The organism is Caballeronia sp. SL1002, assembly GCF_057814995.1.
This window is the reverse complement of record NZ_JBYMUW010000001.1, coordinates 73327-93136: the sequence shown is the minus strand read 5'-3', so window position 1 is coordinate 93136 and position 19810 is coordinate 73327. Positions and strand designations below refer to the sequence as shown.

Here is a 19810-nt window from a genome sequence, read left to right as displayed (position 1 = left end):
GTTAATGCTGCCCGAACACACCGATGCGTAGAATCGCACGCAGCGTCCATGAGGCGGCACGAGATGAAGCGAGGCCATCGCTTATACGCCTGCATATAAGCAGTAACGCCGAGAGCGGAAGATGGTCGAGCATTGACCAATTTCCCCCTTCGGCATAACGGGTCCGTCTAGCGCCTGTCATCGTCCGTCGCGTCACTGGCTTCGGGATTGCGCGACGAGTGAAGACGCTTGCCTGGTCTCGCGGCGGGTCGCGAACGCCCAAGTCAGATCGAAGGGCGCGACCTTGCCCAGTTGCGCGACGTGCCCAAGCGTGTGAACGGTATAACGTGTAGCCGCGCGAAGCGGCTCGTGCGGCGTGCAAATCGCCGTATTGCGTGCAGCATCGGCTGCGGTGAGCGGCGCGATTCAGCACGGGACCTTCTTTCCGCGCTGATCTCGCAATTCGAAGCTTGATAATTCAATGTGTGCGTTAGGTCCGCCCGACAGAGTAATCGGATAGACCAATACCTGAGCTCGATAGCGACCGTGTGCTCCCATCGGATCGGGCTGCTCGTCGTTCACCCATATCGTGGGCACCTGCTGTTGACCGTCGTATGGCCAAGCCACCAACTCGGTGTCAGTAAGCGCGGGCGCAATGTCTGCGAAGTCAACCATCGTCACCGAACTCGACCCGACGATCGATGCCTCGCCTGCGCGCGCCCAATCAAACAGAATCGCGCCACGGTGGTAAGGGGCCGAAAAAATGTCCTCGATCGGCGTTTCAACCTGTCGGGGCCCGCCGAACACGGCAAGCACCTCGCTGGCTCCATAGGCGGGGGCATGGAGCCTCACGCGAGTGATGACATCGATGCCTGTGAAGCCGGCTTTTCTTCAGTTTCATCGTGTGACCCGGTGCGATTCAGGTCCAGATACCGCGCGTGGTCTGCCGCCGCAGCGGCTACATTGTCATCCACCGCAATAAGCGGTAAGCCGACTTCATGGCAACGTGCGTTCACATACTCGAGCGCGGTCGCTGTACCGACCAGAATCGTATCCGAAGGGCCGGGCGCATAGTGCAAGCGCACGGTCGGTCCGTCGTAGGGAAGATCCGGCTGTTGAACCCGTGCGACTTTGGCTGCGCATCCGAAAAGTGCGCCGACTACGACGATGCACGCCGCAAGTGTTGTTCTATACATCATTGTTCGAGCGCCGCTAGTTACCGGGACAACGGCTTGAGCAACGCAGGCTCGCCGAAATCCATAAGTTGAGCGTTCGAGCAAGAAAAATAGTTGTTCCAGAATTGCTTAGGTCCATCAAAGTCTTCGGGTCGCGGTAGCCATTGCGCTCAGCGGTCAAGCCATTAGTTGCGGCCTGCATCACGCCGGCGCCGAGCACATAGATGCGCGCCGAGCCGAAGTCACCGAAGAGATTGTTGTCCTGTGCTTTCTTTAGCTCTCGGGCGGGATCGATGTCACGGACAGCGTTGCGTGCGTACAAATCGTCACACCGGAGTTCTCCAGCCCGTCGGTCACAACGAACACCAACATATGGGCTGCTCTGTCCTGAGTGACCGCAGGCGCCACGGTCTTCAACGCCATCATGATGTCGGATTGATCGAGGTTCGATGCGCCCGATTTAAGCACCTGAGCGGTCGTCGCCAACGCGAGTTTCTGACCATACGCGAGCTGCTGCTGCATGCAGGTGCGAAAGTCCCGAGGCCGGCTTGTTGCGGGTTTCGGTGATGGTGATCGGGCGTTTCGGCGAACGTGATCAGTCTAGAAGATGGTGTTGCGCGGTTGAAATATTATAGCTGCGGCGATCACGTTGCTGGGTTGGCATCGTGCTTTATGTTTGTCTTTCGCATTGATTCGCCCTTGAGCGGAAGTTTGTGAGCCTGATGAACAAGACGATCGAGAATCGCGTCAGCGAGCGTCGGGTCTTGTAGCCACGCATGCCAGTGTTCCAGGGGCAATTGGCTGGTGATGACTGTCGAGCGTGTGCCGACGCGGTCGTCGAGCACTTCGAGCAAATCGTTGCGTGCACCTTGGTCCAGGTCCTGCAATCCCCAATCGTCAAGTAGCAACACGTCGACCTTTGCGAGCTGGGCGAGGCGGCGGCTGAAACTGCCGTCGCCATGGGCGATCTTTAACTCTTCGAACAAGCGTCCAACGCGTACATAGAACACGGAGAAGCCTTGCCGGCACGCCTGCTGTCCGAATGCACACGCAATCCAGGTCTTGCCGGCTCCCGTAGGTCCGGTCAGGATGAGGTTCTGGGCGTGACGAACCCAGTCACAGCCGGCCAGCGTTGCGATCATTCGTTGATCGATCCCACGGCTCTGCCGGAATTCAACGTCTTCGACGCATGCCTGAGGATTCTTCAACTTTGCTGCTTTGAGGAGGCGTTCGAGTCGCCGTGTGTCCCGCCAGGCCATCTCGCGGTCAACGACGATCCCGAAACGCTCCTCGAACGACAGACTTGAGCTTGCGGTCAAGCCGAGCTGCTCCTCGAATGCGCGAGCCATGCCGTCAAGCTTCAAGGCTTTGAGTTGGGAAACGGTTTGCTGCGTCAACATATGGACCTCCATCGGTCAGTGAAAATAGTCAGGCCCTCGGACGTTCTCGTGGTCGGGAGATAGCCACTCGGTGAGTGAATGCGGGATCTGTGTCTGGCGGTCAAGTCCAGACTCGAGGATCGAGATGACAGATCGACGGGTAGGTGCCCCGATCGCGACGGCCCTGACGCAGGCGGCTTCGAGCCGCTCCTTGCCATATCTGCGGGCTAGCTTGAGTAGCCCGAGGCAGGCGCGGTAGCCCATCTCCGGATGTGGACGGTTCGTCAGTAGATGGTTGACGACGGTCTGAGTGCCCACGCCGATCGATGCGCCCCAGTTGAGCAAACGACCGGGGGACCATTCCATATGCGCACGGTGAGCCGCCGGCATGTGGTCGGCGACCGTCGTGTAATGCCCTTTGCGTCGGCAGCGAGCATGAGCAGCAACGCGCTTGCCACCGTGCAGGATCTCAACTCCGTGGCGGGTAATCCGAGCTTCGACCTGTTGACGAACGAAGCTATGTGGGACGCTGTAATAATGAGCGTCGACTTCGACGTGGTAATCGATGTTGACCCGGCATTTGCAGAAGGTCGCAACCTCGTACCGCTTCGACGGCAGCGCACGTAGCATCGGCTGGTCGAGTCGCTCGAACCAATCGCGCCGGTTACCTTCGAGCTTCTTGAATGGCCGCAGGTTCAAATCGACAATTAGCTTGCTGATAGCCTTGTTGAGTTTGGCGAGGCTGAAAAAGCGATGATTGCGCAGACGCGCCAGGATCCATCGCTCGACGATCTGTACGCCGACCTCGACCTTCGCCTTGTCCTGCGGCTTACGCGGCCGTGCCGGCAGCATGGCGGTGCTGTAGTGATTGACGAAGTCTTGAGTGGTCGCCCCCAACACAGGTTCATAGCGATCCGGCTGGGCGATCAACGCGCGCGGGTTGTCGGGCACCAGCAGTTCGGGGACGCCGCCAAAGAACTCCATCGAGTCGATGATGCTACCGATCCAGTCGACTGTGCCCTCGGAGCGTGTTGCGCAAGCGAACGTATAGCTTGACGCGCCGAGGACGGCCACGAAGACGTGAGCTTTGAACGCGATATCTCCGTCAGCGGCAACGATGGGAACTGTGTGGCCTGCGAAATCTGCGAACAATCTCGCCGGCGCGGTGTTGCTGGCGCATCGATCGCTTGAGCGTCAACGCCCAGTCTTTATAGAGCTGGCAGAACTGAGTGTAGCGATAGGTTCGCGCTGCGGCATGGGCTTCGACGTATTCCTCCCAAAGTAGCTGCAGCGTCACGCCCTTGCGCCGCAACTCACGGTGTATCAACGTGAAGTCAGGCTGAATACGTTTGGAGCCGGTCGCAAGTTCACCTGCCGACGCCTTCGGCAGGAGGCGCTGCGCAATCTCATCATCGGAGAGGGGCTCAATGCTTGGCCAGTCCAGCCCAGCGGCAATCGCCAGCGCGGCGTGCTCGGATATTGCACCGACACTGATGCCAACCGCACGGCTGATCTGGCGGTGTGAGAGACCGCACGTCCACTTTAGTCGTAGGACTTCCTTCAATTTACGCATGCTCGTGCGGTGTGCTGGCATTGCCTTGGTTTCCAAAAAAAGGAAACAGGCTACTGCCCATCGTTGAGAACATGCGCAACACCATCGCCAAGCCAAAATAAGCGCGCCGTTTCGGTCCTGTGATCACCGGTTCCGGTCTCGTGATCACCCGTTCCGGGACGGTGATCACCCATTCCGGTAACATGATCACCCGTTTCGGAAACGCCCGAAGTGATCACCATCAACCGAAACGCGTGATCACCATCGTCCGGAAACAGCGATCACCTTCAATTGGAATCGCTGATCACCTTCACCGGAATACGCAGGCTTGTCGCGGTTTCGCAGTAACTCCGACGTCGCGGAAAATCCACGAGTCCCTGTGCGACCCTCACTCTCGCATCCGCGCGAGGTCGCATCGGGCCCATCGCACGGCGCGGCAACGGCAAGCGGCACCTCGATTACTGACGCTTCAGCACTACGCAGAATCGGACGCCGCCCCTTTCAACCTCGCGTATGCCGGCGCCTGACGACGGTTTCAGCCGTTGCGGGCCTGCGCGGTGAATACCTGGTGCCTGCGTCGTGGGCGGCGATCAAACTCCGCGGCCGGGTCGAATACAGCCATGCGCTGACGGGCACGAGCACCGCGCGCCTCGGCTACGCGGATACGGACGACCACTCCTACGCAGCGGCAGTGCGCGGCCTGAGCGAGAACCAGTTGACCGCGGCTGTGGGCGTCGACTTCATGCTTCCGCTCGGCCTGACCACGAGTCTGGCCTACCAAGGCACTTTCGGCATGAGCGATCACACGCGAAATAATGAGTTTTTGGTGCGGATATCGCTGCGGTATTGAGACTACGTCCGGCTCAGGCTGGGCCACGCGATTTCTTGAGCGGCTCGAGCTTCTTCCGAGCCCTCTGTAGCAAGGTAGTCGTCGCATACAGCGATAGCTCGTATCACCTGCTCGGTCTCTGCGTCTCGTCGCGCTAGCAATTCGTACCGCCACAAATGACATCGGGACGCCCCCTGTTGCTCATCTCCCAGACCATGAAGTCAAGCAAGGCAACGAGTTCCGCGCCGGGAAAATTTGCGAGTTCTGCGCTTGCTGTCATCGTTATCTCCTAGGTTGCCTCAGACTTTTCTTTTTATCAATGCGACTGCGCCATTCACGATTCGCGTAGTCCATTTGGCGAGCATTGAACGCAGATACCGCGCCAGACGGGACTGCAATACTCTTCAGCGGCAGCAGTACCGTCAACTAAAGCAGCAGGCGGCGCAGTAGTGACCCCGTAACCTTTGGGTGTCCTGAGAGGCAGCCCCGCCTGGCTAACATGGGCAGTCAGTCGCCACGTCCATTTTTCAATAAGAAGGATTAGTTTGTCGGCACGTTGAACTTTCCCGCATGATAGTCAAGGACCGCCTGATTCAACTCCTCCGCCGTGTTCATCACGAACGGCCCGCGAGCTGCGATGGGCTCGTCGATCGGCTCGGCGTGTCCGAACAGAACAAGCGCTGTGTCGTCTGCCACCAGCTCCATCGTGTCACCGTCGTCGTGCAGTTCGGCAAGGTGAAATTCGGAGACTTGCTGACCGCCGATGGCGATGTTGCCGCGCACGACATAGAGGAACATGGCACGACCGCTTAGACCTTCGAACTCTACCCGACCGCCTGCCGAGAGTCTCACCACTGACATGAAAGTGTTCGTCAGCGATTCGACAGGGCCACGGACGCCCTGGTATTCGCCAGATATCACTTGAACGTGCCCGCCGTCGCCAGCAATGCCAACAACCGGAATTTCACCCGCCTGCAGGCCAAGGTAGCGAGGTTTTGTCATCTTCAGTCTTGCGGGCAGGTTCAGCCATAGCTGGAGAATCTCGAGCGCGCCGCCATGCTCCAAAAAAGAGCGAGGGGACAACTCCGCATGTATAAGGCCGCTTCCCGCGGTCATCCATTGCACGCCGCCTGCGTCGATGACGCTTTCGTGACCCCCCGTATCAGAATGGGCAAGGCTCCCGTCTAGCATGAAGGTGACCGTCTCAAAGCCTCGATGCGGATGCGGTCCAAATGGCAATCCGCGATTGTTCGGCAAAAAGACCTGTGGCCCGTGATGATTCAGGAAAAGAAAGGGATTCAAGTCCGATATGCCCGGACCTGGCAGTGGTCGTCGCGTCTTGAGGTTGGCAATATCATCACGATACGCGTGATGAACTGACTTGAGTGTTCGGCTTCCCATCGATTGCTATTTCCTCAGAGTGGTGTCCGCGACGCAGGCGTGAGAATAGGGCCGCCGGCCAGCGGGATTGTGAACCAGAACTCGAAGGGCTGCATGAGGCCGCGCGGTTTGCCACTGTTTCTATTGATGAACGCGTCCATCGGTTGGGCTGTCGCTCGTGGCTCGGTGTTCCGCTCCTAGGGTGCCGAAACCAAGTTGTTAACTCGAGGAACGAGCGAAAGGGTTGATTGGCTGCACTTTGCTCGGGTCCTTCACTCTCTCAAGCATCTGCACTTTGTCCCAATCCGCAGTCATCGCTTCGAGTTCGCGAACAACGTTTGCTTCCAATGCCTGTAACCCCGCGTCACCCTGAAAGTTAGACTTGAAAGCGTGAAGTAGACGGTACTGCAGAACGCGGTTGACCGCTTCAATCCGTTCGGGTGCATCTGAGGCAATGAACATGACCGATTCCGGCGAAAACGGGTCGTAGTAAAACAAGTTCGGATACTCAGCGTTCACCGCGACCTTTGGTTCATCGCTCACCCGCAGCGAGCCGAGCAGTTGAACAGAGCCCTTCATGCCTTTTGGCGTCTTGAACACCCATACCCGTTTCGGGAGTCGCTCTTTGAGCTCAAGAATCTTTGTGTTATTCGAACCAAAGTAGCCGACCTGTCCGTCTTTCAGATTTTGTTCCAGCTTCTGCCAATAATAAAAAATGTCCATTCCTCTCCGCCGGTCTTGAATTGATGGATTCTTCGCGTTCACCGCGTAGACGCAATGTTACCAATCCTCGCGCAGTGCGGCGCAGGCACGTAAGCTCGCGGTAACCGTGGTCAGCTCTCGACAGTGTCACGTGTTGCAAACTTCGGCGCGCCAATCGATGGCGTTACGACGGCCAGGCAAATGGCAAGAGGTGAAGCTTTGCAGGAACGCTACCCGCGAAGAGTGTGGGGCCGTCATTGCTACGCGTCGTCGGAGCAGGACGTCTTTCGGGCGAGATGTGTACTCCAAGCATCGCGCGAGGCCAACGGTGAAGCACTCGCAATCTATAGAAAGACGGTTGATAAGACGGTTATATCGCGCGCGCAGACTTACTAAAGGTGGGCAAGGCTGTAGTCGGAGGGACTAGGACGTGAGCAGGGTGCGCGCCTGGCCGAGTAGCGCCGCAGCGGCCAAGAACTCTTTTTTCCCTGCCATCAACAGGGCAGCCTGCGCGGTGCTCCTGAAAAGCTCGTCGTCGGACGCGTCACAGCGCTGACAAGTCGGGCGTTGCTCGCCTGAAGACGGAAGAAGGCCAATCGCTGGAACCCGTCCATTAGAGTATCTTCGGCCGCCATTTGAGAGGAACTCGGCTGCCGCAGATAACTGGCCAATCGCATATTCGAATTCACTGCGCTACATTGCACCTGTCTCCATAGTCTCGACGAGGGAACGTTCAAGGTCGCGAGCAGGAAGTCTACTCGTCGCCGGGATTTTTGGCGTCGAACTACGACTCCTCAACCCCGCGCGGTCGGCGCGGCAGTGCCGTAGGAGTGCGATTTACCGACGTCTATCAGTCAGTAAAGGCTGCCCGCTGATATCCGAGTTCGACTCCTTCCACGCGAATCCTAAAGTAAATCGTTCGGAGGCGGATAACTCCCAGTGGGCGAATTATTCTTTTTTATAGCGGACTGCGTCTCCGACGGAGCGGCCGGCTGAACGGAGAGCGATGGATAGTATTCTATCGAAGGGCATGGCAAGCCGGTTCATGACGGAGCACTTCGAGAGTTCGGTTGGCTCGCTGCACCGGATGAACCGGCTTGCCCTGTCTGTTCCCGATTTTGGGTTCTCGAAGCGCACGCAATGGAAAAATTGAGCATCACGGGTACGCGACACCATTGCAAAGCCCGTCATTTCTGACGTCGAGAAGGGAGGAGCTCGCAAGAGGGTGAGAGTGGTGCATTTCCTGGGTGGACCGAGCGCGAACCCGCTTACGCATTGGGAGAAGGAAGCCGTGCCGGTGCAAATGCTCGCCACCGCATATCCGAGCGGCATCATTTCACCTCTACATGGAAGAGTTTTCCAAACTCGAAGATTATCCGCGCTGGTTTTGGCCGGTTTGAGGCGTCTTACCTGTTAATCTAGGGCGTCAGCAACTTCGTCGGCTTCTCTCTGGGCTATTTCCCCTGGCCGCGTGCGTCGCAGGCGACGAAGAGCGGTTTATGGCGCGCGTTACCGAGCGATCTGGCGATAGCCGGGTGGCGATCCGCAAAGGCGTGCTCGTCGTCATGCGTTTCCAATGCAACGCATTGACCTTCCCGTTCGCCGACCGACGCCATCGCATTCGTCCCCTGGGCAGAGCGCTTTGCGTTGAGGAGTGAGGCGGCCGAGGTGCAGGTCGACCCAGCGGACTTTAGGATGAGTCTTTTCTACGTGGCACTCGACTCCCCTGTGCTATCCGCCGACGGCACCGATGCATGGATCTGGCGGCGTATATTCGCCTGCCTGCAGCATCGAGTACGACTCTCATCGATTTCATTGGTGCGCGACAGAAGCTAGAAGAGGCCGAGCGGAAACTGTCATCAATCGACGACATGCGAAGAAAATGAAAATTGGGGGATTTCCCGTGCCTCCCTCCGTCGCGGAAGTGTGGCCGGCGTTCTGGTTGTAGCGAAGGCTTCACGGTTCCGGACAGTGGTGGTTACACTCGCGGGCGACAGCGCTCAAGATAAAGGTAGTTGCCTAGTTTGACGCTCACGCACGCGGCCCGGTGGTCGTCGAGGAAGGCCGCGTCTACGCTCGGGTTAGGATGACCGCGCGTCACCGTGCTGTCGTTATTCAACGACAGCTCGCGCAAGCTCACGTCGCGCACGGTTGCGCTCGAAGTAATCGGGCAGTACTCACGGTGCCGACGCTGGAAGCCAAGCTCGCTGCGCATATCAAGGGATTGGCCGCGGGACGATTTCGGATTGCCTCGCCGCCACGCCGCTGAGCGGAGGCGAACCGGTGCACAAGGAGGTGCGCGGCGTGCGTGGACTCGACCGATTTCTCGCTCGCGTGACACGGTGACAAGAGCGGAAGGGGGTTGCGCTGTTTGGTCGACCACTGGGCCAGGGCGACCAGATCGAAAAGGCCGCGCAACATAGGCGGCTGCACACATCAAGCTTATTTAGCCTCGCTCCTCGATCCGCACGCGTGATGTTTCGGCGGCGCGCGCGCTCGGTGCGCTTGAATCTTCCGCCATCTGCAAAGCGTGATCGGCGGCCCTGAAATCGTCCCAGTCCAGGCCTTGCGTCAGCCGAGCGCACGCGGATTCCAGGAGTCGGACGGCTTCTGCGCTCCGGCCTTGCGCGTGCCAGAGACGCCCGAGGCTCGTCGCCGCCCGCAATTGCAGCGTCCGACCACCGTGCGCCAGCGATTCTTCCAGCGCCGTTGAAAAGCACACCTCGGCGTCCGACGCCGCGTCGCAAGCGAGGATCATCAGAAGCAGTTCGCCGTGGATGCGCCGCAGTTCACCTGCGTACCAGTAGTCGCCGGTCTCGTCGCATTGCACGAGCGCGTGCACGACTTCCGCAATCCCGTCGGCAGGCCGCCCTGCGTGGCCAAGCGCAACACTGTACTGTCCCGCAAGCATCGCGCGCGGCGCACCGAATTCGAGCGATTCGAGATCGGCAAGCGCCGCCTGAAAAAAGCGCAGACGCTCGGGCGCTGTTTCGTCCAAAGAGTGCAGATATTCCTCGAAGGCGCGGCAGCATGCCTGCGAAACGTTTAAGCCGGCGCGCCCGGAAACCTCCCGCAGCACCGCGATCGCCCGAGCGGCCTGCTCCCGCTTGCCCGCGAGGAGTGCGAGCGGGACCAACGCTTCGACCAGCACGTAGCATGTCACGATCGCCTGTTCCTGTTCAAGCGCGTCGGCCACGCATATTTCCGCAAGGTCGAGCGCGTCGTCCCGGCATCCTTGCAGCCACATCACGCGCGCGAGCGTGGCGCGACCGACCACACGCTGATCGACCGATTGCCCGAGCGGCAGGCGATGCTGCAATCCATCGCTTTGCTGCAGCAGTTGTTCGAGCGACGCGCGTGCCTGATGCTGGTCGCCGGCATAGTGCGACGCGATACCGAGCAGACGGTGTCCAAGGATCGTGCCGTTTGTGTCGCCGGTTTCGGCGGCAAGCGCGGCGAAGCGTTTCGCGAACGCGAGCGCGTTACGTACAGCGCCAGACGACTGACAAGCGTTCCACATGCCCCAAAGCGCGCGGGCCTCGAATTCTCGATCGCCGAGCGCGATCGAAGAAGCGAGAATCTCCGCCCAGATGCCGCGCGTTTCGCTTTTCGGTCCGTTGACGTACACGAGCGCCGCGCCGAGCGCCGCGAGCAACTGCGTGCGGACGCGAAGACGCCGCATCGAGCGCGAGCCTTCGTGAGTCGCGGCCACCGTATCGAGTGCGCGGCGTGCCCAGGTACAACATTCGTCGACGAGCGAGAGTTCGTAAAGCAGAAACACTACCTTCACTGCGAGCGTCTCGCCCAGTTCCGCATCGCCTTTCGGCGACAACGCCCACGCCAGCGCGGCGCGCAGGTCATCGAGCAATTCGCGCGTCCGGTGCGGCCAGCCGTCGGCAAAGGAACGCGCGAATCCCGCCGCATTTGACGGATCAAGTTCGAGCATGTTTGCGAAATAGCGCGCGTGATTTGACATGGCGAGACGCTGCTCGCCGTTGTCCTCTAGCTTTTGCATAGCGTAAGCGCGCGTGGTTTCCAGCAGCCTGTAGCTCGCCGTCCCACTTGTAACCCGCGCCACGACCAGTGACTTCTCGACCAGCCCTGATACCGCCGCGATTACCTGCAACTCGTCCAGCGCGCCGTCCCGGTCCACGGCCACCGCGATGGCGCCGTCCAACGTGAAGCCGTTGACGAATATACCGAGGCGCCGCAGAGTCGCGCGCTCGGATTCGTCAAGCAGCGCGTGGCTCCAGTCAAGCGTCGCCTTGAGCGTCTGATGGCGCGGCAACGAGGTGCGGTTGCCGCCGCTGAGCACGCTGAAGCGGTCGTCCAGATGACTGGCGAGCGTCTCGATACCCAAGGTTGCTGCCCGTGCCGCAGCAAGCTCGATCGCGAGCGGTATGCCGTCGAGCCGTCGATGGTGAAATGAGGGCTTTGGTGCTGCTCGAAATTCGACGCTCCATCAGTCGGTCCACCCCTGTATGGGGCATGTCCTAAAACGTGACCGTTAACGTCATTTGAGTTGGTGGCCTTCGGCTCCACAATTCACTCCGGCACAACTGTCTTCAACACGGAGTGACATGATGACGCAAGGACATTTAGGCACGGCAGTGATTACGGGCGCATCCTCCGGCATCGGCGCGGTGTATGCCGAACGGCTCGCCCGACGCGGTTATGAACTCATACTCGTGGCCCGCAACCGTGAGCGCCTCGCCGCGCTAGCCAGCCATATCACGACGGAAACCCAACGCAGTGTCGAAATTCTCGACGCTGACCTCGGAACTCAGGCTGGCCTGTCGATCGTCGAAACAAAGCTTAAACAAGATGCGACGATCACCCTGCTGGTCAATAACGCGGGCGTCGGTACCCACACGCCTCTCGAGGACAGTGACGTCGATGCGATGTCGCGCATGATAGATCTCAACGTGACCAGCGTGATGCGTCTCACCTATGCCGCGGTGCCCCGTTTTGCGTCGCGCGGCAAAGGCGCCGTCATTAATATCTCGTCGATCGTCGCGATTGCGCCGGAAGCGCTAAATGGTGTCTACAGTGGAAGCAAGGCCTTCGTGCTCGCGTTTACCCAGTCCCTGCACCACGAGCTTGCCGGGAAAGGAATTCGGATCCAGGCCGTACTCCCGGGTGCAACGGCTACCGACTTTTGGCAAACGGGAGGGCTTCCCCTCGAAAACCTGGACAAGTCGATTGTGATGTCCGCAGAAAACATGGTCGATGCGGCGCTGATTGGGTTCGAGCGGGGCGAACTCGTGACTATTCCTTCCCTCCACGACGTCGCCAAATGGGAAGAATACGAAAGCGCGAGGCGTGGATTGTCGCCCCTGTTGTCGACCAACGCTCCGGCACCGCGCTACACGGCCGCTCACTGAGATTGGTTGCCGGTACATATAAAAATTAAGGAAGCGGTGATCATGAAACTTTCAGGCAACACGATTTTTATTACGGGCGGCACGTCGGGTATTGGACGTGCGCTCGCCGAAGCGTTCCATCAACGCGGTAACAAGGTGGTCATTGCCGGACGGCGCAAAGCATTACTCGACGAGGTTGCAAAGGCGAACCCGGGCATCGACGTCATGAAACTCGACATTGCAGACGGCGCGCAAGTTCGACAGGTGGCGCGGCAATTGATCGGGCGCTATCCAACCCTGAACGTCTTGATCAACAACGCGGGCATCATGCCGTTCGACAACGCGGGGAGTGCGCTCGACGATGCGCAGGCGGTGCATCTGATCAATACAAACCTGCTCGGTCCAGTGCGTATGAGTGCCGCGCTTGTCGAACATCTCAAGCAGCAGCCGGAGTCGACGATCATCAACAACAGTTCCGTGCTCGCCTATGTACCGCTGGCTGCTACTGCGCTGTATTCCGCAACCAAGGCAGCAGTCCATTCATACACCATGTCGCAGCGATTCATGCTGCGCGACACCAGCGTGCGCGTCCTCGAAATCGCGCCGCCGTGGGTCGACACGGATCTCATTCACAAGAGTGGCGATCCGCGTGCAATGCCGCTCGACGCGTTCATAGCCGAGACCGTGGACAAGCTCGCTACCGCGACGCAGGAGGTGGTGGTTAGCGCTGCCCAGCCGCTGCGCAACAACGTTGGGCCGGACGAGTACGCGTTCGTTGACCAGTTCAACCTGTCGTTGAAAGATAACCCCATTCCAGTAACCTGACGCACCCGAACAGAGATTCGACAACCTATCACTTCGATTCGTGTTCAGAAGCTGCAGATGACGTTACACGCGAAAGGGAAGGTCAACGAGGAGAAGACACAAATCTGCTCAGTTCCGGAAGGCGAATTCGACTTCGGGGGCTCCACGTTTGGGCGGATGTACTCGGCGAAGACTGGCCAGGCACGGATGGGCATGCGCCCGTCAGGCAAGAGTATCCGGCGCATGATCGAGAAAGTCCATGCGCTGACCGCTCACTCGATGACATGGTTTGATACCACGGAGCTGGTGAGCAAGTTGAACCGCACGCTGCTCGGCTGGGCGAACTACTTTGAGGTAGGGACGGTCAGTCGCGGATATTGGGCGCTCGACCGACATACCTCTTCATGGTTGCGTCGGTGATTACGCAACAAGTGCAAGGTCAGGCGGCGCAGGGGCGGGAGCTACCCATCCTCGCACCTCTACGGACAGTTCGGTCTCGTTCGTCTGCAGGGTCCTTGGTAGTGACGTGCCGTGTACGAAGCCGTGATGTATTGTCCGGGAGCCGGATGCGGACGATTTGCATGTCCGGTTCGATAAGCGAGTGTGGAACTGGGTTAGGGCGAGGTTACGAGGGCACCGCCAGACGAAAGGGGCGGCAACAGACAAACCAAACCTAACGCTACCGCGCCACTTCCCGACTCTACCGCGAGTACGGAACTTGGCGGCGGCGGTCGGTCCGCTGGGCGGCGCCTGTACTTCGAAGTTTGGCTACCGGCCACGAAGCGACGTTCATCCGAGACCAAACTAGGACATTCCGACGGCGCCTCCGACTACAAAGCGGTCATTCCACAGCGAGTGCACGCGAAGATTGTCGGCGCTTACCGACACCCCGACGATGTCGACTTCCGCGATCCGGCATGGCATGCCGACCCTTGGGCCCGATCAGGAAGGCCGCTGTTGAGGACAAAGTGTCTCATCAGCTACCTTCGTATGCTGGTTCTGCGTTCGAATTGTTCGCAACGTTTGACTAAAACAGCCGGATGTCACTCAGGCGCTGACCGGCCATGCAGCTGTGCCGCTGGGCCGGCCCCGGCCTCTTCCACAGGCGGCTGCTCCGCTGCATTTCGTATGCTGCGATCTGAGGCGGCTTCGAGACAAGTGTGCAAGCAAGCTTCAGCCGTCAAGGCGATCGTCCGTTCTTGACGGTGACCCCGGGGTCAATGGCTGGTCGGCGATCTCGCGCGCGAAGCGCGTCGGCGCACACCCGACCATGCGCGTGAATGCCGTCGTGAACGCGCTGGGCGATTGATAGCCGATGTCGAACGCGATTTCGCCGACGCTCCGCGTCCCGCGGCTCAGCGCGTCCTTCGCGAGCGCCATTCGCCAGTTCAGCAGGTAGTCGATCGGCGCCATGCCGACCACCGCCCGGAAGCGGCTGGCGAAGGCAGATCTGGACACGTTGCAATATCGCGCCAGTACGTCGACCCTCCAAGGGCGCGTGACTTCGCCATGCATCGCCGCCAGCGCCTTCGCCGTGACTGGATCCGCTAGCCCGGCCAGCAGGCCACGCGATTCTTCGGCGATCCGCCACGGATGTGCTCGCAGGATCTCGATGAGGATCAGTTCGACGAGCCGCGTGATGACGAACGCGCTGGCCGGCCCGGGCTGGCGTGTCTCTGCTTCGTTCATCGCTAGCAGAGCGCGCACACGCGCCAGAGATGAGTCCCCGGCGGCGATGCGCGTCACCGGCGGGAACAGCCCGGTAAGCAACGCCTCGTTGGCCTTTTCCAGCAGGAACTTGCCGGCCTGGAGCGTCACGGGACGCTCGCTACCGCAACCCAGCCGCAGCCGCACCTTGCGCGTGGCCACCACTGCGGTCTCGCTGTCGACGGGCTCGGCAAACTCGTCCGAGGTCAACGTGAACGGGGTCGACGTGTGGATCAGCGCGAAATCACCCGCCTGCATTGACAGCGGCTCGGCGCCAGGCCGGATCAACTGAAACTCGCCCTGTTCGACCCAACAGAAGAGCAGGTCGTCGCGCTTGCGGAAGTCGAGCCGCCAGTCGCCGAAGGCGTCGACGCCCGCGCCGAATAGCGTGGCGCGGGGGCGGAGCAGGCGGATGAGATCGAGGAGTGGATCCATGCAGGTCGGGACGCCACGTAATGTTTTCTGGCGACCAGATTATTTACCATCCTGAGTCTGCTGCCTACACTTCATTCCGGTTGTACCTCAACTGTCACGCCGACCCCGCTCGAACGAGCCTCCATAAAAGCCACGCCAGGAGCAAAGATGAGTCTCGAAGCCCTGAAAGATAACTGGAACGCCTATATGGCGGCCTACGGATCGATTGTCGAAGACGAACGCGTCCGGCTCCTCGAAAAAAGCGTCACCGACGACGTGGTGTTCTCCAACCCCGCCGGCGACGGCAGCACTCGCGCGGGATTGAACGCGCACATCGCGAAGTTCCAGCAGGGCTTTCCGGGTGCTTACTTCACAACCGACCAGATCCTGGCTCAGCAGGACAAGCTGCTGGCGGTCTGGTCGCTATTCAGCGCGGACGGCACGAAGGTGACGACGGGGTACAACTTCGTGCGCCCCGACGACCAGGGGCGGTTCACCTACATGGCCGGCTTCTTCTGATTAGCCGGAATTGAGGCGCAGCGCGCTGTCGTTGTGCCCGAAGGGCGGTAGCAGCACTCGCGGCGCTAACGCGGCGCCGCCGACGGCGGTAGGTGCGCAGGTCGTGTTGTCGGAGCCCTGCGAGTCGTGAGCGCGCCTCGGCGGCCACTTTCCAGCTGTGCAGCCGGTCGCTCTCTGTCGTCGCAAATGGCCGGTCTCAGGCAGGCTGTCTTGCAAGTCCACCAGCTGCTATGGGTAGACTATTGCCAAGGGCAGTCGGCGCAAACTGATCGTCCGTTCACCTGAAAGGCCGGCGGGCGTGCCTTGCCGAAGCGCCGCCGCCCCTGACGCGAAATGCGCAGCAGGGAATGCAGGCTTATGGAATGCGACCTGCCGTTCTGGTCGTGTACGGGCGCAACGACCCAGACTTCGCGCGCATTCTAACTCCCCGATGCTTCTGCCTGTGACCCTCACTCATAGGATCACAAGACGCCTTCTTCCCGCGGTTTCGTTTGCTTAAAGTGACACCACTGCAGCAGCTTTCATTCTGTCCCGCTGCTACAAGCGCAGTTACTTCGCCACTTTTATTCAACGACAACCCTTGGAAGAAATCATGAAATCGCTCATCAATGCTGTTGCAGTCGCCGCCGCCCTTGCCATCCCCGCAGCATCGTTCGCTCAGTCGAATGATCAGGTCAGCCGTGCGCAGGTTCGCCATGAGCTGGTGCAACTCCAGAATGCTGGATACCGTGCTGGCCAAGGCGATCAAGCGTTCTATCCGGCCCAAATCGAGGCCGCCAGTGCACGTGTAGCTGCGGAGGAAAAGTCCGCGAGCGGCTTCGGCGGTGTAACCAGCGGTTCCTCCGCCAGTGGCGCACCGGCGATCAACGGCGTTCGGTCTCTGTATTCCGGCCGTTAATTCAACGTCGCGAACGATGTCACGACGAAATGAACGGGCCTTGCTGCGCCCTAACCGGTTGCAGAGGCGAAGCACTGACCACATAGCCGTGTCGTCATGACAGCGTTGCTGGCAATTCACAATTTACCTATCACGCATTGGAGAACGAGATGAAAGTACTGATGGTGTTGACCTCGCACGATCAATTGGGCGACACGGGCCGCAAGACCGGCTTCTGGCTGGAAGAACTCGCGGCGCCTTACTACACGTTCAAGGACGCAGGCGCCGAGATCGTGCTGGCCTCGCCGCAGGGCGGCCAGCCGCCGCTCGATCCAAAGAGCAACGAGCCGGCCAATCAGACCGATCAGACGCACCGTTTCGAAAACGACGCGGCCGCCAAAGCGCAACTCGCGGCAACCGTGCGCCTCGACAGCGTCTCCCAGGCGGACTTCGACACGGTGTTCTATCCCGGCGGCCATGGCCCGATGTGGGATCTGGCCGAAGACCGCCATTCGATTGCGCTGATCCAGTCGTTCATCGCCGCCGGCAAGCCCGTTGCACTCGTGTGTCATGCACCGGGCGTACTGCGCCACGTCACCACGGCGGACGGCAAGCCGCTGGTCGAAGGCAAGAAGGTTACGGGCTTCACGAATTCGGAAGAAGCCGCGGTCGGCTTGACCGAAATCGTGCCGTTCCTTGTCGAAGAGGAACTGAAGGCCAAGGGAGGCATTTATTCGAAGACCGTCGACTGGGCTCCCCATGTAGTCACCGACGGCCTGCTCATTACCGGACAGAACCCGGCTTCGTCGTCCTCCGCTGCCGCCATTCTGATGAAGCACCCGGCGCTCGCCGCGCAATAAAGGCCGCCTGTCTGCCGACGCGCGTTGCCTTCGGGCAGCGCGCGGCGTTTTCACCAGAGAGCCAGTTAGCTGTTCGCGCAGGATCGCGCGCAGTCGGCTCGATCGAGCCCGTCGCAATGCGCGACCTCGGATCATTTGGAGCGAAAGAACATGGAACACCCTTTACTTTTCACGCCGCTCAAGCTCGGGCGGCACATCTTGCGCAACCGTATCGTGCTGCCGCCGCTGACGCGCCAGAGAGCCGCCCAGCCCGGCGACATACCGACCGCATCGAGCGCGCTCTATTACCGCCAGCGCGCCGGCGCGGGCTTCATGATCAGCGAGGGCGCACAGATCGAACCGCGCGGTCAGGGCTACGCGTGGACACCCGGCATTTACAGCGACGAACAGGTCAAGGGCTGGGCTCGCGTGACCGAGGCAGTACACGCTGAAGGTGGCGTGATCTTCGCGCAGTTGTGGCATGTCGGTCGCGTTTCGCATAATGCTTTGCAACCAGACGGCTCGCCGCCGGTCGCGCCTTCGTCGATCGCGGCACAGAAGGTCAAGGCGTTCATCGAGACAAGCCCTGGCACCGGGACGCTGATAGAGCCTTCGATGCCGCGCGAGCTGAGCGTCGTCGAGATCGGCGAATTGGTCGGCCTCTACGCGAAAGCAGCGCAGAATGCGCTGCGTGCGGGCTTTGATGGCGTCGAGATTCACGCGGCCAATGGCTACCTTGTGAATCAGTTCATCTCGTCGCACTCGAATCAGCGTCAGGACGAGTACGGCGGCACGCTTCACAACCGCTTGCGCTTTTTGCGCGAGATCGTCAAGGCGGTCGCCGAGGTGGTCGGTCCGGACCGACTGGGCGTGCGCTTCACCCCACTGTTCACGAGCACCGATCAAGATCGCGTATACATCGGCCTCGTCGAAGACGATCCCCACCAAACATATATCGAGGCGATCAAGGTGCTAGAAGCTGCCGGTGCGGCCTATGTGTCAATAGCGGAAGCCGACTGGGATAACGCCCCCGATCTGCCGGCGGCGTTTCGCGAGGAAGTCCGCCGGGTGTTCAGCGGCCGCATCATCTATGCGGGTCGCTACACGGCAGAGCGTGGCGCGCGCCTGATCGAAGCGAACCTTGCAGACCTGATTGCATTCGGCCGCCCGTACATCGCGAACCCGGATCTGCCTGAGCGCATTGCGAACGGCTGGCCACTCAATGCCTTGAATGCGGCAACGCTGTATGGCGGCGGGGCCGAAGGGCTCACGGACTATCCGGCATACGCGGAATCGGTATCCGTTAAAGCAGACGAGGTGATCGCATGAGCAAGGGGATCGAAGGGAAGGTCGTCCTGATCACGGGTGGCAGCACGGGCATTGGCGCCGCAGTGGCTCGACGCCTCGCGGCCAGCGGAGCCAAAGTGGCCGTTGCGGCGCGTCGCAAGGACAAGCTCGACGAGGTCGTCGCGGCAATCGTAGCCGAGGGCGGGGCCGCCAAGGCGTATACGCTCGACGTGACAAAGAAGGATCAGGTGGAGTCGGTCGCAGCTGCCGTCGTCGGCGATTTCGGTAGGCTCGACGTGCTGATCAACAACGCGGGCCTGATGCCGATCAGGCCGATGGCCGAAGTGAACACCGACGAGTGGGACGCGATGATCGACGTCAACCTGAAGGGCACGCTATATGGCATCGCCGCCGCGCTGCCTCGCTTTATCGCGCAAGGCAGCGGCCACGTCATCAATCTAAGCTCGGTGGCAGGCGTGAAGGTGTTTGCGCCGGGCGGAACGGTCTATTCAGGAACCAAGTTCGCCGTGCGGGCGATCTCCGAAGGCCTGCGCCAGGAGGTCGGCGACAATATACGCGTGACGTCGATCGAGCCCGGCGCGGTGGATAGCGAGCTGAAGTTGAGCACAACGGGAACGGCAAAAGACACCGTGCTCGACTTCTATCGCCAGGCCATTCCGGCGGACTCGGTGGCGCGAGCCATCGCCTATGCGATCGAGCAGCCCGACGACGTCGACATCAACGAGATCGTGCTTCGTCCCACGAGCCAGGAGTTCTGAGCAAACGCTGACTCACACGCTCCAGCGGCAGGGCCACGCGCGAGACATTGTGCGTGGCCATCACGCAAATGCGGCGCTTCATACGAGAGCGGTTAGGACGCGTTCGTATGAAGCGCCGCTAGTCGTCGTGGCACAGCCTGGACATTTTGCCGTGATAGTGTTCGCATTCCCGGTCGATCCAGGCATGCTCGGGCCGTCAGTTGGCTGGTCGTAAGCTGCCTCGCG

The 19810-nt window shown here is 60.3% G+C and carries 18 protein-coding genes and 3 pseudogenes; 10 read left to right on the top strand and 11 right to left on the bottom strand.

Annotated features, from left to right (window positions below; all coding sequences use genetic code 11):
* Positions 1–405 precede the first annotated feature (405 nt).
* From AC3D25_RS00460 to istA, 6 genes and pseudogenes are all read right to left on the bottom strand, one after another.
* A complete protein-coding gene (locus AC3D25_RS00460) occupies positions 406–795 on the bottom strand; it encodes a hypothetical protein (protein ID WP_488886566.1) in 390 nt (129 codons plus the stop codon).
* Between the two features lie 32 nt (positions 796–827).
* The gene (locus tag AC3D25_RS00455) at positions 828–1178 is read right to left on the bottom strand and encodes a hypothetical protein (RefSeq protein WP_488886565.1); all 351 of its coding nucleotides are present in this window, start codon (positions 1176–1178) and stop codon (positions 828–830) included.
* A 13-nt stretch (positions 1179–1191) separates the two neighbouring features.
* Positions 1192–1476 (bottom strand): hypothetical protein, encoded by a 285-nt coding sequence (locus AC3D25_RS00450; RefSeq protein WP_488886564.1) that lies wholly within the window; start codon positions 1474–1476, stop codon positions 1192–1194.
* Positions 1428–1676 (bottom strand): hypothetical protein, encoded by a 249-nt coding sequence (locus AC3D25_RS00445; RefSeq protein WP_488886563.1) that lies wholly within the window; start codon positions 1674–1676, stop codon positions 1428–1430. Before AC3D25_RS00445 ends, AC3D25_RS00450 begins: the two co-directional genes overlap by 49 nt.
* Before the next feature lie 122 nt (positions 1677–1798).
* Positions 1799–2554 (bottom strand): IS21-like element helper ATPase IstB, encoded by a 756-nt coding sequence (gene istB / locus AC3D25_RS00440; RefSeq protein ID WP_488886562.1) that lies wholly within the window; start codon positions 2552–2554, stop codon positions 1799–1801.
* Positions 2555–2569: 15 nt separating this feature from the next.
* A pseudogene (gene istA / locus AC3D25_RS00435) lies at positions 2570–4127 on the bottom strand (IS21 family transposase).
* Between the two features lie 337 nt (positions 4128–4464).
* Between istA and AC3D25_RS00430 the strand changes: the two are divergent.
* Positions 4465–4935: an autotransporter domain-containing protein gene (locus tag AC3D25_RS00430; RefSeq protein WP_488886561.1), complete on the top strand. Its 471-nt coding sequence runs from the start codon at positions 4465–4467 to the stop codon at positions 4933–4935.
* Between the two features lie 519 nt (positions 4936–5454).
* Here AC3D25_RS00430 and AC3D25_RS00425 read toward each other — a convergent pair.
* Both AC3D25_RS00425 and AC3D25_RS00420 read right to left on the bottom strand, forming a co-directional pair.
* Positions 5455–6315, bottom strand: a complete 861-nt coding sequence (locus AC3D25_RS00425) for a pirin family protein (RefSeq protein ID WP_488886560.1) — start codon at positions 6313–6315, stop codon at positions 5455–5457.
* Positions 6316–6513: 198 nt separating this feature from the next.
* The gene (locus AC3D25_RS00420) at positions 6514–7017 is read right to left on the bottom strand and encodes a hypothetical protein (protein WP_488886559.1); all 504 of its coding nucleotides are present in this window, start codon (positions 7015–7017) and stop codon (positions 6514–6516) included.
* Between the two features lie 985 nt (positions 7018–8002).
* On the opposite strand from AC3D25_RS00420, the gene AC3D25_RS00415 reads away from it, so the two are divergent.
* On the top strand, positions 8003–8149 hold the full coding sequence (locus AC3D25_RS00415; protein ID WP_488886558.1) for a hypothetical protein: 147 nt from the start codon (positions 8003–8005) through the stop codon (positions 8147–8149).
* A 1293-nt stretch (positions 8150–9442) separates the two neighbouring features.
* Here the strand turns inward: AC3D25_RS00415 and AC3D25_RS00410 are convergent.
* Positions 9443–11413, bottom strand: a pseudogene (locus AC3D25_RS00410) (ATP-binding protein); the annotation flags it as partial.
* A 166-nt stretch (positions 11414–11579) separates the two neighbouring features.
* On the opposite strand from AC3D25_RS00410, the gene AC3D25_RS00405 reads away from it, so the two are divergent.
* The 3 genes from AC3D25_RS00405 to AC3D25_RS00395 are packed head-to-tail and all read left to right on the top strand — an operon-like array spanning position 11580 to position 13583.
* Positions 11580–12380: an SDR family NAD(P)-dependent oxidoreductase gene (locus AC3D25_RS00405; protein WP_488886979.1), complete on the top strand. Its 801-nt coding sequence runs from the start codon at positions 11580–11582 to the stop codon at positions 12378–12380.
* Between the two features lie 42 nt (positions 12381–12422).
* Positions 12423–13184, top strand: coding sequence for an SDR family oxidoreductase (locus AC3D25_RS00400; protein WP_488886557.1), 762 nt, complete (start codon positions 12423–12425; stop codon positions 13182–13184).
* Positions 13185–13241: 57 nt separating this feature from the next.
* Positions 13242–13583 (top strand): group II intron maturase-specific domain-containing protein, encoded by a 342-nt coding sequence (locus tag AC3D25_RS00395; protein WP_488886556.1) that lies wholly within the window; start codon positions 13242–13244, stop codon positions 13581–13583.
* A gap of 753 nt (positions 13584–14336) precedes the next feature.
* Here AC3D25_RS00395 and AC3D25_RS00390 read toward each other — a convergent pair.
* Positions 14337–15305: an AraC family transcriptional regulator gene (locus tag AC3D25_RS00390; RefSeq protein WP_488886555.1), complete on the bottom strand. Its 969-nt coding sequence runs from the start codon at positions 15303–15305 to the stop codon at positions 14337–14339.
* A 147-nt stretch (positions 15306–15452) separates the two neighbouring features.
* On the opposite strand from AC3D25_RS00390, the gene AC3D25_RS00385 reads away from it, so the two are divergent.
* Positions 15453–15803: a nuclear transport factor 2 family protein gene (locus tag AC3D25_RS00385; RefSeq protein ID WP_488886554.1), complete on the top strand. Its 351-nt coding sequence runs from the start codon at positions 15453–15455 to the stop codon at positions 15801–15803.
* Positions 15804–16051: 248 nt separating this feature from the next.
* On the opposite strand, the pseudogene AC3D25_RS00380 reads toward AC3D25_RS00385, so the two are convergent.
* A pseudogene (locus AC3D25_RS00380) lies at positions 16052–16219 on the bottom strand (5'/3'-nucleotidase SurE); the annotation flags it as partial.
* 176 nt (positions 16220–16395) lie between these two features.
* On the opposite strand from AC3D25_RS00380, the gene AC3D25_RS00375 reads away from it, so the two are divergent.
* The 4 genes from AC3D25_RS00375 (at position 16396) to AC3D25_RS00360 (ending at position 19585) form a co-directional block, all read left to right on the top strand.
* Positions 16396–16701, top strand: a complete 306-nt coding sequence (locus AC3D25_RS00375; protein ID WP_488886553.1) for a DUF4148 domain-containing protein — start codon at positions 16396–16398, stop codon at positions 16699–16701.
* A gap of 149 nt (positions 16702–16850) precedes the next feature.
* Positions 16851–17540: a type 1 glutamine amidotransferase domain-containing protein gene (locus AC3D25_RS00370; protein ID WP_488886552.1), complete on the top strand. Its 690-nt coding sequence runs from the start codon at positions 16851–16853 to the stop codon at positions 17538–17540.
* A 150-nt stretch (positions 17541–17690) separates the two neighbouring features.
* Entirely contained in the window at positions 17691–18848 is a 1158-nt protein-coding gene (locus AC3D25_RS00365) for an alkene reductase (protein ID WP_488886978.1), read from the top strand.
* Complete coding sequence (locus AC3D25_RS00360; RefSeq protein ID WP_488886551.1) at positions 18845–19585, top strand: SDR family oxidoreductase; 741 nt, start codon at positions 18845–18847, stop codon at positions 19583–19585. Before AC3D25_RS00365 ends, AC3D25_RS00360 begins: the two co-directional genes overlap by 4 nt.
* The last annotated feature ends 225 nt before the right edge of the window (positions 19586–19810 follow it).

What these genes read in the sequence shown, in the direction of transcription:
- AC3D25_RS00455 (WP_488886565.1), bottom strand. Translation starts at nt 1,178, where the DNA reads ATGATGTATAGAACAACACTTGCGGCGTGCATCGTCGTAGTCGGCGCA.
- AC3D25_RS00445 (WP_488886563.1), bottom strand. Translation starts at nt 1,676, where the DNA reads ATGCAGCAGCAGCTCGCGTATGGTCAGAAACTCGCGTTGGCGACGACC.
- istB (WP_488886562.1), bottom strand. Translation starts at nt 2,554, where the DNA reads ATGTTGACGCAGCAAACCGTTTCCCAACTCAAAGCCTTGAAGCTTGAC.
- AC3D25_RS00425 (WP_488886560.1), bottom strand. Translation starts at nt 6,315, where the DNA reads ATGGGAAGCCGAACACTCAAGTCAGTTCATCACGCGTATCGTGATGAT.
- AC3D25_RS00420 (WP_488886559.1), bottom strand. Translation starts at nt 7,017, where the DNA reads ATGGACATTTTTTATTATTGGCAGAAGCTGGAACAAAATCTGAAAGAC.
- AC3D25_RS00415 (WP_488886558.1), top strand. Translation starts at nt 8,003, where the DNA reads ATGGATAGTATTCTATCGAAGGGCATGGCAAGCCGGTTCATGACGGAG.
- AC3D25_RS00405 (WP_488886979.1), top strand. Translation starts at nt 11,580, where the DNA reads ATGACGCAAGGACATTTAGGCACGGCAGTGATTACGGGCGCATCCTCC.
- AC3D25_RS00400 (WP_488886557.1), top strand. Translation starts at nt 12,423, where the DNA reads ATGAAACTTTCAGGCAACACGATTTTTATTACGGGCGGCACGTCGGGT.
- AC3D25_RS00395 (WP_488886556.1), top strand. Translation starts at nt 13,242, where the DNA reads ATGACGTTACACGCGAAAGGGAAGGTCAACGAGGAGAAGACACAAATC.
- AC3D25_RS00390 (WP_488886555.1), bottom strand. Translation starts at nt 15,305, where the DNA reads ATGGATCCACTCCTCGATCTCATCCGCCTGCTCCGCCCCCGCGCCACG.
- AC3D25_RS00385 (WP_488886554.1), top strand. Translation starts at nt 15,453, where the DNA reads ATGAGTCTCGAAGCCCTGAAAGATAACTGGAACGCCTATATGGCGGCC.
- AC3D25_RS00375 (WP_488886553.1), top strand. Translation starts at nt 16,396, where the DNA reads ATGAAATCGCTCATCAATGCTGTTGCAGTCGCCGCCGCCCTTGCCATC.
- AC3D25_RS00370 (WP_488886552.1), top strand. Translation starts at nt 16,851, where the DNA reads ATGAAAGTACTGATGGTGTTGACCTCGCACGATCAATTGGGCGACACG.
- AC3D25_RS00365 (WP_488886978.1), top strand. Translation starts at nt 17,691, where the DNA reads ATGGAACACCCTTTACTTTTCACGCCGCTCAAGCTCGGGCGGCACATC.
- AC3D25_RS00360 (WP_488886551.1), top strand. Translation starts at nt 18,845, where the DNA reads ATGAGCAAGGGGATCGAAGGGAAGGTCGTCCTGATCACGGGTGGCAGC.